Here is an 18,525-nt window from a genome sequence, read left to right as displayed (position 1 = left end):
ATGAGAGATTTATTGCCAATTTTAAAAACCTTAAACAAAAATAAGGCTTCTCCGCTACTACTGATATTGCAAATTGCGCTGACATTTACAATTTTGGTTAATGCCATTTATATGATGATACTTAAAGAGCAAGAATTGGTGCAACCGACAGGATTAGCCGAGAGCCAGTTGTTCAGCTTTAGAACTCATTTTGAAGGCAGCGATGAAGAAAAAAATGCAGCTCTTGATACAGACCTTGTCGATATCCGTGCACTAGCCAGTGTTGAGAGTGTAAGTACGATCACTAGTATGCCGCTTACTAACTGGGGTCGCTCACTAGATGTTGGTTTAACCCCTGAGGAAGATGAAAGGATAACTCACGCAGGCTACTATGGTTCGGATGACACCATTGTAGATACGCTTGGACTACGAGTGGTTGCGGGTAGAAACTTACAACATAATGATGTAATACACACCTATTTTGATGGCCATACGGAATCAGCCAGCGTGTTAATTTCGCAGGACTTGGCACATAAAATTCGTCCTAACGATTGGCGCAGTGTGATTGGAGAAACTATTTATGTTGAATCGGTACCGCAAAAGGTTGTGGGTATCGTTGAAACTATGAAATCTCCTTGGCGGTTTTGGTACGCTTATGATATGACCGTAATAAGTTCGGTTAGAGAACATTATGAAGAAAGCATCATAGTAGTAAAAGCAAAGCCTGGTCAAAGAGAAATTGCAATGGATGAAGTTCAAGCCTTAATGCTTAAAAAGCCTGGCCGTCAACTTGATGCCTTTAAATCCTTCGAGCAAATAAAAACGGAAAATTTACAAGCTGATTATGCGGTGAGCCAAACGCTAAAAGCGGTGATCGCAGCTTTAGCGTGTGTAACTATGCTAGGGATCTTTGGTCAGGCAAGATATACAGTCTATAAACGTCGTAAGCAAATTGGTACTCGTCGTGCTCTTGGGGCGACTCAGGCCGACATTCTACGTTACTTTATGATTGAAAATGCGGTGGTGTCTTTATTTGGCATTACACTGGGCATAATCATCGCAATCACTGCGAATATTTATTTAGTTAATTACTTTGGGCTTACCAGTGTACCCGGTGATTATTTGATTGCAGGTGCGATAGTAATGTTGCTTGCAGGTCAGTTGGCGGTTACTTACCCTGCTATAATTGCTGCAAGAGTGCCTCCAGCTATCGCAACTCGAACAGCATAGCTACACGCTCCGCACTGATCGCTGCTATTTCAAGCCTTCCGTTACTTTGTTAAAATAGTAAGTGGAGGCTTGAAATTACTATGCTTAAAATCTCAAATAATGTCACTCTAGCAGAGTGGGAAATCGATATTTCCGCTATTCGTGCCCAAGGTGCGGGTGGACAAAACGTCAATAAAGTCTCCAGTGCCATTCATCTTAGGTTTGATATCAACCGCTCGACACTGCCTGACTTTTACAAAGCGCGCCTGCTTGCACTTAAAGACTCTAGAGTGACCAAAGAGGGTGTCATTGTGCTTAAAGCACAGAGTTTTCGCACCCAAGAGCAAAATAAGGAAGATGCCTTGGAGCGGCTAAAAACACTGATCCTAGAAGCCACTAAAGTTGAAAAAGCACGCAGAGCAACCAAGCCAACAAAAAGCTCGCAAAAGAAACGTCTGAATCAAAAGACCAAACGTGGCCAAACCAAATCACTGAGGGGCTCGGTGAATTGGTAGTGAGCTAAATTATTTACAATCGTTAACCTTGCCTGGTTGGTGGAAAATATTATAAAGCAGACTAAACTTATGACTTGTAATGTATTTATTAGCTCAGTATTCTTCTTTTAATTTATTCTATAAGCTTAATTTATCTTCTATTTTTTTAGTGTTGGATTTAATAGATTTTATATCGTCTTCAAGGTGTTTGGCGGCGATGTGTATTGCTGGTGTTTCTTCATTATATAATTCTGGTTCTTTTTCAAGTTTTTTTATTAACAATCTTAATTTATTTTCTTCCGTTGTCTTTAGTTGATTGTCAAAGAATAACCCTATTGTAGTATAAGATCCTTTTCCTAACGTAGTTTCAGATAACACAAGTTTAAACTCTTTTACATGACCGTGGAATTTTGAATAAAAATCAATTTCTCTTTTTATTTTAGAAAAAAAAGAAGGGGAACTAATCTTGAGCTTTTTTGTTTGAAAGTCAGTTTCTCTAAATGCTTCATTAAAATCAGAAAAGTCATTTTCAAGCTGCATAAGATAACGTTTGGTAACATCTTCCTTTCTTTTATATTCTAGTAGAGCATCTACCTCATCATTATATTTATTTTTTTTCTCATTGTGGTTTAGTGGGCGCAGTTTTATTTCTCTTTTAATGTGTATAAAGCTGAGCAGGCAACGAGAAAGTATAATTATATAAGAGTCATGCAGTCTAGGGGATAGCTCAATTGCGAGTTTGAGCCGTTCTTCTGCAGCTTCAATTTTTCTATTATTATAAAACTCGAACATTATATAGGGTAATACTGCTAAAGCTAAAACGCCACTGACCCAGCTTCCTAAGGCACCCATTCTTTCAAGTATATGGAACGTGTGTGATCTTATGGCAACTTCTATACCTAGATATACAAGAATAAAAATAAATGCGGATATTAGGTGGAATATATATTTTTTCATTTTTATATATTTTATGATTTTTTTGATTCTGAAATCATATTCCATAAAGTACGATAGTGTAAAGTGGTTACGCTCAATAGTTATAATTCAGAGCTGTTATATGAATGGCGAGCGAAAATTTCTTGTCTTAGTAGGTATTAAAACTTGTCACTAAGACATATGCAGCTCCATGTAGCTTAGTTTTTCTTTGGCAATGAATTTTTAGTTTCAAGATTCAGATCAAAATCGGTCATGAGATGGGCCATTGGAGACCATTCGCTGTATTATAATTTGCTATCTTGCTTAAATATGTACAATGCTATTGATTTTAATTCCTTATATTTCAAAAGCATAGTCCAAACATCCAAATTTTCGCAAAAAAGTGTTTGCTTTTTAGTATGTAATGTTAAAAAGTAACATTGTAATCTTGGTTTTTTGTTAGTAAGTAACATGTGATGTGTTGGGGCGTTTAGAGCACATCACTGTGCGGTAGGTTTTTGGGCTGTGGTGCTAGTGATGGCATTGCCGGCTTTTTCACTGGTTTTTAAAAAGAAGAAAGGAACAACAAAATGTCAAAACTAGTCACCGATATTGGTAAACATAACCCTAAACGAAGCAAACTGAGCCTTGCGGTTTCGTCAGTACTTCTTGGGCTTTCTCCACTTTGGGTTGCCGCTGAAACTTTGGGTCAAAATGACAGCGATGTCAAATCTGCTACTGAGAATGAAGCGGTTGAAGTCATTGAAGTTCGTGGGATCCGAGGCAGTATCAATAGCGCCCAAAACATTAAGCGCTTCGCTGATACGGTCAAAGACGTAATTACGGCGTCAGATATCGGGGCATTACCAGACAAATCGGTGACTGAAGCGCTACAGCGTGTACCGGGTGTTACGATTGAGCGATTTGCATCATCCGATGACCCTAAACATTATGCCGATGAAGGTACCGGCGTGCTGGTTCGTGGCCTAGACAGGGTTCGCTCTGAGGTGAATGGCAGAGACGCTTTTAGTGCAAATCCGTCAGGCGGTTTGAGCTATGAAGACTTTCCTGCTGAATTGCTAGGCGCAGTGGAAGTGGTTAAAAACCAGACTGCGGATCTTATTTCAGGCGGTATATCCGGCACGGTAAACCTCATCACCCGCAAACCATTTGACTCTGATGAGCGGCTTATCTCTTTCAATGCAAAGGCCAATTATGGCGACTTTAGAGAAGAAGTGACGCCTTCGTTTTCAGCGCTGTTTTCCGACAGTTGGCAAACCAGTGCAGGTAAGTTCGGATTTTTAATTGCAGTTTCTTCATCAGAATATCAAACTAGAGGAGATGGTGTTGGCCTTGGCAATTTCCACTCTCGAGGCGATTCCTTTATTCCTACCTTGGATCAATGGGGTGGCATAACAGGTGTTGATCCATCATCGCCTGTGGATGGCCCCGCTTTACCAGAGCAACCAGCTGGCAGTGTATGGCATGTGCCTGTCGCTATCCATATGAGCACGGCAACCAATGATCGTGAACGTACCGGCTTAACCTCTTCACTGCAGTGGGCAAATGCCGATGAGACCATAGTTGCGACATTAGAGCACATTCGCTCAGAAGCGTCTCTTGAGTGGAACGAGCGCCAAATAGGGCAAGCAGCTCAAGGCTTTAAAGGTTTTATGGGGTCTTCACAAAATTGGACTGAAAGTACGGAAAGTGGCCATCCACTAACTACAGATGATGGTTTTGTGACTTCCGGTATCGCTCTTGGCGTGAGCCCAGAAACACCGTTCTTTTATCGTAGCCGCTGGAATTACAACGAAAATACCGTGAAGGACACTTCATTTAAGCTAACGTTAAAACCAATAGATAGGTTGACTGTCGATTTTGATTACCAGCGGATCGACTCCGACAAAGAAGTGCAAAACTACAGTATGTCGGGTCAAACACGGGGAAACCATGTCCACGTTGTCTCGCCTTATTTCCTCGATATGCGTGGCTCAAGGCCGACAGTAGAGTTTCTCAGTGACAATATTCTAACGGCAGGTTGGTCACCCAATGAAGATTGGAATGGACCTGTACCTAACCTGTTTTTGGGCAGCGGTATGGAGCAGGTTGAGCGCAATACGGCAGAATCAGACAGCGTTAAACTGGATTTTAAGTATGAGCTAGACGGCCATTTCACGAGTGTTAGTTCCGGTTTTTATATGTCAGATAAAGACCTAACCGTACGAGATACGGCTTACGAGGGTTGGTCTGCAATTGGCACCCCATGGATCCAAGATGACCGAAATGCCGCCGCGGCGGTAAATCGTCCAGAATTATTTGAGCGCGTTGATTTTTCAGATTATTACAATGGTCAAGTGTTACAGGGGCCGGTCAATAACTTTTTGTTCCCAAGTATGGAATTGGTGAAAAACTACGCCGAGTCTTTGCGCCAAGGTTGTCGTGATGGTTGGCACAATGCTACCAACAGTGCGGCAAACAACGGCACATGCTCTGGCACTTATGTACCTTATGAAGACAAACCCAATCGCGTTGAAGGCCCATTCGCTGCGCACAATATAAGTTCGACTAACGAGAAGCGTACTGAATTTTACATTCGCGGTGATTTTGACTTCGAGTTTCAAGACATTCCTGTGGTGGGCAACGTTGGTCTGCGCTACGTAAACTATCAACTTGAGTCTACGGGCGCTTTGGTGCAACCCGCTCTCATCAAACGTGGTGAAGAGGGGACATCACTCAATAATGTGATGCAGCAGGCAGAATATAAGCGATATTACGACATTGCAGGGGGAGAGTCCGAACTCAGTACCGTTGATGGCACAGATTATAGCACTTTGCTTCCGAGCTTAAATTTGAGTTTTGGTGTATCAGAAGACGTAGTGGTGCGATTTGGTGCATCAAAAGCGCTGTATTACCCAAGCTTAGTTGATGCCAGAAATATCAGTATTCTTAACTTGGATTACACTCGCGTGCTACAAACTCCCGGCGCTGATTACGACGAGGCAACTAACCCTGTTGTTGGGCTAGACGATATCAGTCTAACCGCGCTTTCTGGGAACCCATATTTAGAGCCTGAAGAAGCAATCAATACCGATTTAACTACCGAATGGTATTTCGCGTCCGCAGGTTATGTGACGGTAGGGCTATTCCACAAAAAGTTAGATAATATAATCCGTAGCCGCGCCTTTGATCTTGATGTGTCTTATGGCGGCGAAGATTATGATGTCTCTGCTTACGGCCCCGCTAACACGGGCTCTGGCACCATTCGTGGAATGGAGTTTTCCTACTCACAATTCTACGACATGTTACCGGGTGCATGGAGCGGTTTAGGTTTGCAACTTAACTTTACCTATATCGATCAAGATGGACTTGAAGATCCAAATGAAGTCTCTAAAGGCACGCTTGGTTTCGATGAAAATGGTAACCCGCTGAGCGATAATCGTAATACCTTCCGAGTATTTGGAGGTTTGCCGCTACAAGGTTACTCTGACCAAAACTTTAATGTCATTGGTATGTATGAGTACGAGGATATTTCTTTTCGCCTTGCATACACTTGGCGCTCTGAGTATTTGCTCACACTTAGGGAATCTGAAGAGTATGTCCCTGCCTATGCAGAGGCTTCAGGTATGATGGATGCAAGCTTGTATTACACCATCAACGACCATTGGAAAGTGGGTTTTGAAGCCAGCAATTTATTGGATACGGAAACCAAAACCAAGTATCAGATGGACCAAGCTGGGACAAAAACGCAGGCACTCAACTTTACCACGGATAGACGTTTTGCATTGAGCGTCCGTGCGACTTTTTAATGTCAGCAAAGGCCAAGTGCAGCTTGGCCTGATACCAATCGCAGTGAGTCAATGTGCTATTTTGACGTGGGGAACTAATGTTTAAACTCAAGGATTTGAATAAACAATGGCAATATTAGCGAAAGGCACTGGCGACCCAGAGCAACTAGAAGATGGCGGCTGGGATATTCTCGCAGAGCAGGTAAGTTTGCCAGTTGCAGTGATAAAGCAAGACGCCATCAGCCACAACGCGAATTGGATGGCGAATTTTGCAAAGGAAAGCCAAGTGTTATTGGCACCCCACGGCAAGACGACGATGTCACCAGCGCTATTTAAACTACAGCTTGAACATGGCGCATGGGCCGTCACGGTAGCGACTGTGCCACAAGTTTCCGTGGCCATAGTCGCGGGCGCAAAACGAGTGATCTTAGCGAATCAACTTGTTGGCGAATATCATATGAAGCAAGTTGCAAACATGCTTACTGATACTGACGTTGAGCTCTATTGTTTTGTTGACTCTATTGCAAATGCCCATGCCTTAGGCACATTTTTTACTCAGTATTCGCTGCGTATTTCTATTTTACTCGAGGTGGGGGTTGAAGGTGGTCGCGCTGGTTGGCGCAATCTTGCAACGTTAGTGCAGCTAGTCAATGTATGCCAACAGTATGCTAGCTTAGAGGTAGCAGGCATTGGATTTTATGAGGGCGTGATCCACGGTGATAATGCCGAACAAAGGATAGCCACATTTGTTAGCTCAGTAATAAAAACCGCGGCAGACTTACTACAAAAAGACACATTTTCAAAGACCTTACCTATTATCACGGGGGCGGGTTCCGCTTGGTACGATGTTGTGACAAAGACACTAAACAAAAGTGAACAGGCTCAGCAATTTCGTTTTGTGATCCGTCCCGGCTGCTACCTTATTCACGATACCGGGATCTATCAGGATGCGCAGCACGCGGTGTTATCACGGAGCAACCTCGCTTGCGATTTGGGGGAAAGCTTGGTGTCGAGCTTAAGCATATGGGCTTACGTGCTTTCGACTCCAGAGCCGGGCGTCGCGATAGTTGGTATGGGTAAAAGGGATGTCGCATTTGATGCTGGCATGCCCACACCAGAGCTGATCTACTCTCCGACGTCAAAGCAGCTGTGCTCATTAGGCTGCGCGGCAAAGGTCGAAACAATCATGGATCAACATGCTATGGTAAGTATTGCATCTGGGTGCGAGGTACAGGTTGGCGATATGATCTGCTTTTCGACTTCTCATCCTTGCCTGACCTTTGATAAGTGGCGACAAATTGGTGTTGTCGAGCAAGATTGGGTGATCACCCAAACCATTTCTACCTATTTTTAATTGAGGCGAAGCTGTGGACATTATTAGCAAAATTAAGGAAGGTTTGGGGCACTTTAGCCCAGCAGAAGAAAAAGTCGCTCGGCTTATTTTGGCCGAGCTTAACTTTGCTGCAAGCGCATCTATTAGCGAGCTAGCTGAAAAAGCGCAGGTCAGTCACGCCAGCATTACGCGATTAGCGCGTAGCTTAGGCTGCACCAATGTACGTGACCTTAAGTTTCAGCTAACACAATCAGCCGCAATTGGTGAGCGTTTTACAAATCCTGAGCCAATTGAAAAAGAAAAGATTTCTCATGTTTATACCTCTATTAAGGAGATCCTCACGCTCAATGCGGGATTAATCGATGAAGCTGTGGTGGAGCAGGCGAGTGAAGTGATTTGTGCCACACGTCATTGCTTAATTTTTGGGGTTGGTGGTGGTAGCAGCCTGATGGCACAAGAATGCCAAAATCGCTTATTTCGCTTGGACGTACTTAGTAATGCTCACTCCGATCCCATGATGATGCGCATGGTTGCCGCGACGGTGAATAAAGGGGATGTGGTGATTTGTCTCTCGCTTAGTGGTGTTTCTCCTGATGTGAAAGCGGCGGCGCTTATCGCCAAAGAGTATGGTGCAGAGGTTATTGCTATTTGCCCAGTGAGCGACTTGGCGGACATTGCCGATCACCACTTACCTATCAAAACTCAAGAAAGTGATTACATCTTTAAGCCCAGCGCTGCACGCTATGCCATGATGGCGGCGGTGGATATCTTATCGAGCGAAGTTGCCATCCGTAATCAAAAGCGCTCAAGAGAAAAACTCAGACGTCTTAAAACCCAGTTAGATCAGCATCGAGATAAAAACAGCAATATGCCACCTGCCGATAAACGCTTTCCGCTGGGGGATTAATGCTGAGCTCATCTCTTTATGTTGATACCCTCATTCAAGGCGCGACGGTGTATTTTGAACCAGGCTCTGAAGCGCAAGTGGTGGATGTTGCGATTAACAAAGACAAAATTGTTGCGCTTGGTAACTGCAACCACTTGCAAGCACGGCAATGCATCGATGCCACGGGCTTAGTGCTCGCGCCGGGTTTTATCGACGTACATACCCATGATGACCTTGAAGTGCTGCGAGGCCCACATATGCTGAGCAAAGTGAGCCAAGGTGTCACCACCGTCATTGCCGGTAATTGTGGCATTAGCGCAGTGCCTTATTGTACAAATCAAGCGCCGCTCGACCCCATTAACTTACTCGGGGAGCAATCAGAATTCGCCTATCGTGAACTACAGGATTATCAACATGCCTTTAGTAACGCCGCTCCGAGTGTAAATTTAGCCATGTTAGTTGGTCATACAACGCTCAGAGCGCAGGTCATGACGGATTTATCTCGAGCCGCCAATACGCAAGAACTTGAACAGATGAAAACCTTGCTGCATCGAGCGATGGTGCAGGGGGCGATAGGATTTAGTACAGGTCTTGCTTATTACAATGCTAAGGGGGCAAGTCAAGCTGAAGTGAATGCGTTGGCCGAGGTTGTTACACCATTTGATGGTATCTATACCACGCATTTGCGCACGGAATTTCAAGGAGTCATCCGAGCCATGGACGAAGCCTTTGCAACGGCAGAGCATGCCAAACTGCCGCTGGTTATTTCACATATAAAATGTGCAGGTAGAGAGAATTGGGGCAGAGCGCCTGAGGTATTAGCGCATTTTGAACAGCATAGGCAAACACATCCAGTGAGCTGCGATTGCTACCCTTACACCGCGAGTTCAAGCACCTTAGATCTTAATCAGGTAACCGAGGAGACGGATATTTTTATTACTTGGTCGGAGTCTCATCCAGAACTTGCACAGCAAAGCTTGGCAAACATTGCCACGCAATGGCAAGTGCCTCAGCTCGAAGCGGCAAAGCGCTTGCAGCCAGCGGGTGCTGTGTATCACTGTATGCTGGAAGATGATGTGCAGCGGTTTTTAAGTTATGAACACAGCATGGTAGGGTCTGATGGTTTGCCGTGCGATCCGCATCCGCACCCGAGACTGTGGGGGACATTTCCACGGGTGCTTGGGCATTACTGTAGAGAACAACAATCGCTGCCGTTGGCATTGGCTATCCACAAAATGACAGCGCTGCCAGCGGCGCGCTTTAAGCTGCGGCAACGTGGCAATATTCAAATTGGTTATTTCGCCGATCTGGTGTTATTCGACCCCAATCGGGTTCTAGACCAAGCAAGTTACAGCAATCCAAAACAACTTGCCTCAGGCATTGTCAAGGTTTGGGTGAATGGCAAGCTCAGCTACGTTGAGGGCGCGAATGCAGACACCATTGTCGATTTCGGCCGAGCAGGACGATTTCTAACGCGTCAAAACTAATAAAAATCAAAAATCATCAAGAGGTTAACATGACAATAAGAAGAATAGGTGCTGAGGGCGGCACGGGCACTGGTGGACAACACTTACCCTTTGCGCGAGCAGTTGAAGCTGGCGGTTGGTTAAAGGTCTCGGGGCAAACGCCAATGCGAGATGGTGAAGTGGTTGAGGGCGGCATTGTTGAGCAGTCGCGTCTGGCCATCGAAAATTGCATCGCGATTATGACCGAGGCGGGTTATGGCCTTGAGCATGTTATGCATGTCTCTGTGGTATTAACTGACGCAAGATATTTTCAGTCCTTTAATAAGGTTTTTGCAGAGTATTTTTCAGCGCATCCTCCTGCGCGAATTTGTATGGTGGCCGACTTAGTCGTGGACTGTAAAGTTGAGGTTGATGTCACCTGTTACAAAGGCGAATAGACGTTATACGAACAACAATGTTCATAGGAGGAGAAGCATGACGGATAGTCAGCAAATGTATTTGCTTATTTTTCTGTTGTATTTGTCTGCCATGATAATCGTGAGTTGGCTGGCATCTCGGTGGCAGCGGTCTAATTGCGACTATTTATTAGCTGGGCGAAAAGTACCGCTGATGCTGACGTTAGGCACCACCGTTGCCACTATGGTTGGCACCGGCTCGTCGATGGGGGCGGTAGGTTTTGCTTATCAACACGGTTGGGCGGGCACGCTTTATGGTATCGGCGGCGCGCTAGGTATTTTATTGCTGGCTTGGTTGTTTGCGCCGGTTAGGGCTGAGCGCTTTGCGACGATGAGTGAAGAGTTAGCGAGCTATGTTGGCAGTCATCAAGTCGTTAAAAAGCTCTTAGCGATATTGATTTACGCGGCAAGTGTCGGCTGGCTAGGCGCACATTTGATTGGCGGGGGCATGTATTTAGCTTGGCTCACTGGTCTAGATGAGACCAGTGCAAAACTGGTTATTGGATTGGGGCTTGCGGTATACGTGACCTTAGGCGGATATTCGGCGGTAGTCTGGACGGATGCAATTCAGGCCGTTATTTTGTTTTCGGGTTTTTTGTTGATGACCTACTTTGTAGTCGAGGTGATTGGTGGTTGGCAAACGCTAACCAGTGCTTCGGTTGCAGCGGGAGCGGGGCTCTTTTCATATCATAATATTGGTTTGTTGCCTGCTATTTCAATGGCGCTGGCGGTGCTGGTGGGCGTATTGGCAACACCATCCTTTAGGCAGCGGATCTACTCCGCCAAAAGCATAAGCAGTATTCGTACTTCGTTTATTATCTCGGGATTACTTTATTTAGGGTTTTCATGTATTCCTGCGGTGATTGGTATCGGTGCTTATGCAGTTAACTCGAGTTTAGACAACCCTTCATTTGCTTTTCCCTATTTGGCGTTAACGGCGATGCCAGTGTTGATTGGCGGCTTTATTTTATTGGCGGGTATTTCCGCAACGCTTTCTAGTGCCAGCTCCGACGCCATTGCTGGAGTGAGTGTGTTGGTTGCTGATATTTATCTGACTTGGTGTAAGGGAAATATTGCGCCACACAATCCGCTTTTGGTCTCTCGTATTGCCATGTTGACTACCGTATCGCTGGCATTATTTATGGCGGTGTTGTCGAGCGATATTATCAGCTATATCACCAAAATGATTTCCGTTGTATTAGCGGGGCTTTGTGTTATGGGGTTATTGGGGCGCTTTTGGCAAGGTTATACTTGGCAAGGCAGTTTAGTCACCTTGATGGCAGGTTCCTTTGCTGCCCTACTCGTTGGTATGCACGACGATTGGCTGGCTTATTTTGGTAACCCGATTATTCCTGCGCTGCTCAGTGCTTTGGTGTTTGGCGTATTGACGAGTGTGGTGACAAAATCCAATGAAACCGCATCGTCTGAAAAAACGGAAGTGGCATCATGAAAAGCGCAATAAAACAGTTGGTGTGCTTTGGTGAGTGCATGGTGGAGCATAGAGCAGACGGGACTAGCTCGTTTGGCGGTGATACTTTTAACACGGCTTGGTACTTGGCTCAGTTACTCAAGCAAAGCAACGATAACCACATAACACTCAGTTTTGCTAGCGCCATTGGTACGGACAAGGCCAGTACAAACTTGCTTGATATGTTGTCAAACACGAATATCGAACAAGACTATATTGTGCTTGAACCACATAGCGCACTTGGCGAGTACTGGACTACGCTCGATGAGAAAGGAGAGCGACGCTTTACCTTTGCTCGTGAACATAGCCCCGTAAGGCAGTATTTTAACCGTGATGAAACCTTAACTCAGGCACTTCACAACAAGGAGATTGATGCAATTTATCTCTCTGGAATAAGCCTTGCCATCCTAGATGAGTCGCAGAGAAAGCACTTATTTGAGGCGTTAGCTGCGTTTAAAAACCGAGGTGGGCTCATCTTTTTTGATAACAACTATCGCCAAACCCTTTGGCGTAGTGATAACCCAAAATTGAGTTATCAGGCTGTAATGGCGCTAGCAGACATCGCATTTTTAACCGACGAGGACGAATATGCAGTGTATGGCACCGCAAATGTGGACGAAATAATCGCAGAGCATCAAAAGCACTGCTCACAACTTTTAGTTATTCGCCAAGGCGCTCAGCCATGCGTGCTCGTGTCACCTGATAATTATTCACCCATTTATATCGCGGCGCAAAACATAGCGCCGCAGCTTATCTTAGATACCTGTGGTGCAGGAGATGCGTTTGCGGCAGGGTTTTTAGCGCATTGGCTGAAAGGTTGTGATTTGCAAACGGCTGCTTGCTTTGCACACCAAGTTGCCGCCGAGGTGATCCAGCATCACGGCGCGATTATATCCGCCGATTTTCTGCCAAAGCTTGTTACTCAGGAATAGTGCCATTATGAGAATGTACTTTAGTCTTTTTTTATTCATCGTGTTGTTGCCGATTTTAGCTGCAAAGGCCACGCCACTGTCGCTTATGCCTATGCCACAACATGTGAGTATGGCCGAGGGCTCGCTGGTGTTTGATAACGAAATCAAGGTTTCGATGCACGGCTTTAGTGCGCAAAGGCAGGCTTTTCTGCTCGCCAGAACGCAGCAATACATTGAGCGCATTACTGGAAAACCTATCCCTTTACGGGTAGTAAAAGATGGCAAAGCGGACTTAATCATTCGCGTGGAAAATATCGAAACCGAGTTACAGTTTCCTCAGCTGAATATGCCAGAAGACTACCAGCTTCAAATTGAAAAGGGTGGAATAGTGCTTAGCGCAACCTCCGTTTTCGGCGCGCAGCATGGTCTTGCTAGCCTGTTACAACTAGCTCAGAGCAAAGTCTTGGGTCAGTTAACATTCCCTTACACGGCTATCAGCGATAGTCCCCGTTTCCCTTGGCGTGGGCTACTTATTGATAGTGTTCGCCATTTTATGCCAATCGCGACAATAAAGCGCCAACTCGATGGTATGGCTGCGGCAAAGCTAAACGTTTTGCACTGGCACTTAACTGATGACCAAGGCTGGCGAATGGAAAGTAAGGTGTTTCCTAAGCTGACTCAACTGGCCTCAGACGGATTGTATTATCGTCAATCAGAAGTGAAAGAAGTGATTGAGTATGCAAGCTTTTTAGGGATCCGCGTGGTGCCTGAATTTGGTATGCCGGGGCATGCAAGCGCGATTGCCGTCGCTTACCCAGAGCTGATGACTAAAGCGCAACCTTATGAGATGGAGCGCCATTGGGGAGTATTTAAGCCCCTGCTCAATATCGCAAGTCCTGATGTGTACACCTTTATCGACGATTTACTGGCTGAGATGACGAGTTTATTTCCAGATGGCTACCTGCATATTGGTGGTGACGAGGTAGAGCCTGAGCATTGGTTGGCAAACTCTGAAATACAGGAACTAATGGCAAAACATGCGTTGAAAGACGGTCATGACCTGCAAAATTACTTTAATACTCGTGTACAAAAGATTATCGCTAAGCACCAACGTGTGATGATGGGGTGGGATGAAATTTTTCATCCGGCGTTGCCTAAAGATACTGTCGTGCAGTCTTGGCGTGGTCATGATTCGTTAAATGCAATTGCAGAAGCAGGTTATCAAGGCATTTTATCAACCGGGTTTTATATTGATCAGCCGCAGTATTCATCATTTCATTACCGTAACGACCCACATCCGGTGCTACCGACAGTGGATCTCACTCAACCGCGAGTATTAAGTTTAGCCTTTACGATCCCACGCCTAAAAGGTAGCGCAGTCAAAGGGGAGCTTGTGGTGTTGGGTGAACAAGTACTTATAAAGCTTAATAACAACCGCCATCAGCTAGCACAAACAGATAAGCCAATTACTAACAAGACTCAGCAATTTACCGCTACCATGGATAGTTGGAAGGGACCGTTACAGTTTGAGTTTGATACAGCGCAGCAACAAGGCGCGGTAATGATTGGTAATAGCCGTTATCCGCTCACACTTGAGGCGCTTGAAAAACCACAGCCTGTCGAGGTTTCAACACCGTTGATCCAAGTAAACGACGGACGTATTTTAGGTGGCGAGGCGACCATTTGGAGCGAAATGGTCACCGAACATAATCTTGATGTCAGAATATGGCCGCGACTTTTTGTGATTGCTGAGCGTTTATGGTCCGCTAAAACGCTTACGGATAGCAAGCAGATGTACGCGCGGTTGGATCATATTAGCGATTTTGCACATAACGTGATTGGCTTAGGTCATAAAACGCAGCAACAAGTGGGTTTTAATAGGCTTATCAGCACAACCTTAGACGGGCCAAAGCGCAAGGCTACGCTTGCATTACTCACTCATCTTGCTGAGCTTATAGAGCCAAGTCACTATTACACGCGTCACCATATTAAGTTCTTAAACGACGAGTACCACCAGTTTGCAGCGCTTGATAAATTTGTCGACTATGTTGCGGTTGAAAGCCGTCAGGTGAGGCTGCTTGAGGAGCGAGTCGCAAGCTATATCGCTGGTGATAACACTGTCTTAGCGTACATTGGCGCGATATTGCAACGCTGGCAAGCGGGGCTTGAGGCGTTAACACTGTTACAGCAAAGTCCCAAACTTACAGAAGCACACTCAACGGCGTTAAAGGTGACGCAGTTTATTGCATTGAGTCAGCAAGTGCTTGAGGTTTGTAAAGGGGCTTTACAGGCTCCGCACCTCGATAGCCAACTGCTAGCGCTGCAAAATTTAACGGATGAAGTGGTCATAACAGGAATATATCCAGTTCGAGCGCTTTTCCTTCATTGTAAATAGGAAACTCATGAGAAAGGTCATACTCAGTTTATTTTTGCTACAGAGCAGTGGTTATGTAGCTGCCAACACGGTTGTAGATACACAAGATTGGATAACGGATGGTGTTTTCACGCAAGGTATTGAGGGACCTGCGGTGGACGATGCAGGCGTGCTATATGCGGTTAACCATCAGCAGCAAGGCACTATTGGTAAAGTGACTGCACAAGGTAAAACCGAAACCCTGCTGACGTTAAAAAATGGCTCTATTGGTAACGGTATTCGCTTTGATAAGCAAGGAAATATGTATATAGCCGATTACGTCAATCATAACGTGCTTAAAGTCACCAAAGCGGCACTTGCTCAAGGTGGTGATTTGTCACAATCCGTGACGGTGTTTGCTCACGATAATCGCATGGATCAGCCTAATGACCTTGCGATAATGGATAACGGAATTCTTTTCGCCAGCGATCCTAATTGGCAAGCCAGCAGCGGTAACCTTTGGCGTATAAATACAAGTGGAGAGGTAACCCTATTGGAAGCGGATATGGGCACTACCAATGGCATAGAAGTTAGCCCTGACAATAAAACGCTTTATGTGAATGAAAGCGTGCAACGTAAAGTATGGCGCTATGAGCTAGATGAACAAGGCAATATTAGTAACAAACAATTATTTATCTCGTTTACCGATTTTGGCTTAGATGGCATGCGCACGGACAACCAAGGCAATCTTTATATCGCCCGTTATGGCGCTGGTGTTGTCGCTGTGGTTTCACCTCAGGGCAAGTTAATTAAAGAAATTAAGCTTAAAGGCAAGTACCCGACCAACGTGGCTTTTGACGGAGAGGAGGGTAAACGCTTATTTATTACCTTGCAAAAACGCGGCGCTATCGAGATGGCTGAGGTGGAGTTTGCAGGACGAGAAAAATAGTTCGGCTCAGTGTAAATTAGCCATCAGCAATTAAAGATAGGTAGCTGGCAGCTCTAAGCTGAGCTGCCACATCTAACACGTTGCTAAATCTGCTTAGTCGACTTTCCTGCAAAATAAGCTTCTTTTAGCCGGGTAATGACCTCGGTGCTTACCCAATAAATGTTTGATATATCACCGGGTTCATTATATCTGCCAAAAAACAGGTATTTACCATCGGGTGTAACTCTTGGGACGGTTTCTGAATAAGGGGTATTGACCCCTTCACCTAAATTTATAGGGCTCGACCAAGTGCCATCCAGCTCCTTAAAATAGACATATAGATCGTTATCTTTTCGACTTTTATCGCCTCTGTGACGACTATTAACCAATAGGTAATCGTTAGCGGGCGAAATAAAACCATGAAATCCAAACTCAATATCAATGGCTTTGGGAGTCGTAAGCGCGCCGTTTTTATTTTCAGCGGTATACATTTTGCGTTCTGACATATTTGAAAAAACAGTGTCGCCATTTGCGCTTTGGTTGAAGTCTGAAAACTTTCCCGTATTTATTGCTGAATCGAACCTTTTAGCCTCACTCCAGCCACCTTTGCTACGAGTAACGTACCAAATTCCGGACGCTTTGGGATCATCTGAACGCGCGGTAAAGTAAATCCGGTTGTCGTTCAGGCTTACATGGGGGACCAGTTCATAACTCATTCTTCCATCAGTAAAATTTGCTGCTTGAGGTTGAGTCCACTGTGCATTTTCTATTTTTGAATACATGATCCGTGGGCTTGAATCCACATTTTCTTGCTCTTCAAAGGCAGTGAAATACACTTCTGTAAGGTCGGGAGAGAACGACACGCCGAATTCATAACGGCCATCAATCGAGATGATATCGGGGGCAAAAAGCTGCGCGGTTAACCCTGGTGGTGTCTGGCCAAGCCAAGGTCCTTTTAGCCTAGGAAAGGCTTCGTTAGCATGGACATGATTGGTGAGCATGACGGCTGCAAAAAGTAAGGGGGTGGCGGGCTTTATAATATTCATGTTGTTCTCCTTAAGCGCTAGATAAACCTGCTTACAGTAGCAGGGGGTAAGCGATTTACATTATTATTTTGAACAGAGAACACTGTATCATCTTTGAACTAATTCCGTGTCTAACCTTGTGTAAAAAATAGCTAAGTTGGTTTAAGGACCTCAGAGCTTTTTTGCAATGGTTATAACAGTCATTGTGTTTGTCGTTAGATTATTGCATTTTCAACCATAAACTATCTAAGTCCAGCATCAGTGCACCAGACTTTTTGCTAGATTTTCAATCAGTAAAAATTGTTTTGCGATATCTTCAGCCCAGCTGGGATCGTATTCCTTTGCCAATTTTTTTGGGCTGAATAAGTTGGCTCCATAGTCAAGAGAGATCAGTATATCGCTACCCTCTATAAACATTTGGGCTTTTACTTCGGGGATTTTTAACCCTTTTGGTAGGTTATCAGATGAGAAGAACGTTTTTACTTGCGACAATTTCGCCATATATTCTGGCGTGAGTACTTCGCGGCAAGTTTCTTCGTCTTTAGCATAGACTTGATACTCTTTTTCAAAGTCTTCTTTTTCAAATTTAACTCGCTGTAATCCTTTTAGAGATTGACGTCGACTTATCAGCATGTTCCAAAGTCCCGCATCTTGTAATACCACGATTGGAGTATCTACAGGTTCAGGCATACTCAATTTTATAACTGCACCATTAAACAAACGTTTACTGTCATTGTTCTGATGAAGCGTGCGTATATGCACTTCAGTAAAGTAAAAATGAATGCCATTTACTTCGCCGTTAAATCCATCTTCAGCTACTGCTCGTCCTCCTTTGGTTAATATACCTGCACTGATTGCTTCCTCGCAGATAAGTAAATTACCGCCGACTGAATATTCTAAGTTAAGCGCCGAAGCAATTGGCGCCATCATATAAGCTCGAGTTAACACTCCCTTAGTGAAAGACTTAAGAGAGTGTTTTAACAAAAAGTAGATAGGAATTATTGAGATTAGGAGAAAAGGCGCAAGAAATAGTAAGGGGATTGCAATACCAATCGCCCACCATTTATAGCGTTCAAGTGGCTTCAATTTATTGTCAAGATCGCTATCAAAACTGGATGTGGTTTTATCTAAATTGTAATAGGCCTCTTTTAATTGCATCTCAACACCAGCTAGGCGTGGATCAATATGATGGAGAGACCTTTGATCTAATAAAGCCATAAACTTTCCTTGTAAGTCATGTTTAAATACAACTGGTATAAAAATTTTACTCAAATAAAATGGTAAAGGTAAAATCTTTGTTTTATGCGGCATCCAC

The 18,525-nt window shown here is 44.6% G+C and carries 14 protein-coding genes; 11 read left to right on the top strand and 3 right to left on the bottom strand.

Annotation, left to right across the window (positions count from 1 at the left end; genetic code table 11):
* Both A587_RS0118465 and arfB read left to right on the top strand, forming a co-directional pair.
* Nucleotides 1-1,209 carry an ABC transporter permease gene (locus tag A587_RS0118465; RefSeq protein ID WP_017218786.1) on the top strand — a complete coding sequence of 403 codons (1,209 nt, stop codon included), beginning with the start codon at nt 1-3 and terminating at the stop codon, nt 1,207-1,209.
* 80 nt (nt 1,210-1,289) lie between these two features.
* Complete coding sequence (gene arfB, locus A587_RS0118460) at nt 1,290-1,703, top strand: alternative ribosome rescue aminoacyl-tRNA hydrolase ArfB (protein WP_010375624.1); 414 nt, start codon at nt 1,290-1,292, stop codon at nt 1,701-1,703.
* Nucleotides 1,704-1,820: 117 nt separating this feature from the next.
* Here arfB and A587_RS0118455 read toward each other — a convergent pair whose 3' ends face one another.
* The gene (locus tag A587_RS0118455) at nt 1,821-2,639 is read right to left on the bottom strand and encodes a hypothetical protein (protein WP_157234678.1); all 819 of its coding nucleotides are present in this window, start codon (nt 2,637-2,639) and stop codon (nt 1,821-1,823) included.
* Nucleotides 2,640-3,187: 548 nt separating this feature from the next.
* Between A587_RS0118455 and A587_RS0118450 the strand changes: the two genes are divergently transcribed.
* The 9 genes from A587_RS0118450 (at nt 3,188) to A587_RS0118410 (ending at nt 16,206) form a co-directional block, all read left to right on the top strand.
* A complete protein-coding gene (locus tag A587_RS0118450) occupies nt 3,188-6,406 on the top strand; it encodes a TonB-dependent receptor (protein ID WP_017218784.1) in 3,219 nt (1,072 codons plus the stop codon).
* A 106-nt stretch (nt 6,407-6,512) separates the two neighbouring features.
* Nucleotides 6,513-7,739, top strand: coding sequence for an amino acid deaminase (locus A587_RS0118445; RefSeq protein ID WP_017218783.1), 1,227 nt, complete (start codon nt 6,513-6,515; stop codon nt 7,737-7,739).
* Between the two features lie 13 nt (nt 7,740-7,752).
* Entirely contained in the window at nt 7,753-8,625 is an 873-nt protein-coding gene (locus tag A587_RS0118440) for a MurR/RpiR family transcriptional regulator (protein WP_017218782.1), read from the top strand.
* Entirely contained in the window at nt 8,625-10,091 is a 1,467-nt protein-coding gene (locus A587_RS0118435) for an N-acyl-D-amino-acid deacylase family protein (RefSeq protein WP_017218781.1), read from the top strand. The genes A587_RS0118440 and A587_RS0118435 overlap by 1 nt, the downstream gene beginning before the upstream one ends.
* 29 nt (nt 10,092-10,120) lie before the next feature.
* Nucleotides 10,121-10,507 carry a RidA family protein gene (locus A587_RS0118430; protein WP_010375634.1) on the top strand — a complete coding sequence of 129 codons (387 nt, stop codon included), beginning with the start codon at nt 10,121-10,123 and terminating at the stop codon, nt 10,505-10,507.
* A 37-nt stretch (nt 10,508-10,544) separates the two neighbouring features.
* Nucleotides 10,545-11,975, top strand: coding sequence for a sodium:solute symporter family protein (locus A587_RS0118425; RefSeq protein ID WP_017218780.1), 1,431 nt, complete (start codon nt 10,545-10,547; stop codon nt 11,973-11,975).
* Nucleotides 11,972-12,925: a sugar kinase gene (locus A587_RS0118420; RefSeq protein WP_017218779.1), complete on the top strand. Its 954-nt coding sequence runs from the start codon at nt 11,972-11,974 to the stop codon at nt 12,923-12,925. The genes A587_RS0118425 and A587_RS0118420 overlap by 4 nt, the downstream gene beginning before the upstream one ends.
* 7 nt (nt 12,926-12,932) lie before the next feature.
* Entirely contained in the window at nt 12,933-15,299 is a 2,367-nt protein-coding gene (locus tag A587_RS0118415; RefSeq protein WP_232288092.1) for a family 20 glycosylhydrolase, read from the top strand.
* A gap of 7 nt (nt 15,300-15,306) precedes the next feature.
* On the top strand, nt 15,307-16,206 hold the full coding sequence (locus A587_RS0118410; protein ID WP_017218777.1) for an SMP-30/gluconolactonase/LRE family protein: 900 nt from the start codon (nt 15,307-15,309) through the stop codon (nt 16,204-16,206).
* Nucleotides 16,207-16,289: 83 nt separating this feature from the next.
* On the opposite strand, the gene A587_RS0118405 is transcribed toward A587_RS0118410, so the two are convergent.
* The gene (locus A587_RS0118405) at nt 16,290-17,231 is read right to left on the bottom strand and encodes a PD40 domain-containing protein (protein WP_017218776.1); all 942 of its coding nucleotides are present in this window, start codon (nt 17,229-17,231) and stop codon (nt 16,290-16,292) included.
* 237 nt (nt 17,232-17,468) lie between these two features.
* Complete coding sequence (locus tag A587_RS0118400; protein ID WP_017218775.1) at nt 17,469-18,428, bottom strand: DUF3137 domain-containing protein; 960 nt, start codon at nt 18,426-18,428, stop codon at nt 17,469-17,471.
* Nucleotides 18,429-18,525: the final 97 nt, after the last annotated feature.

Origin of the sequence: Pseudoalteromonas sp. NJ631 (assembly GCF_000276645.1) — a bacterium.
GTDB lineage: Bacteria > Pseudomonadota > Gammaproteobacteria > Enterobacterales > Alteromonadaceae > Pseudoalteromonas > Pseudoalteromonas piscicida.
This window is presented reverse-complemented; position numbering and strand designations above follow the sequence as displayed.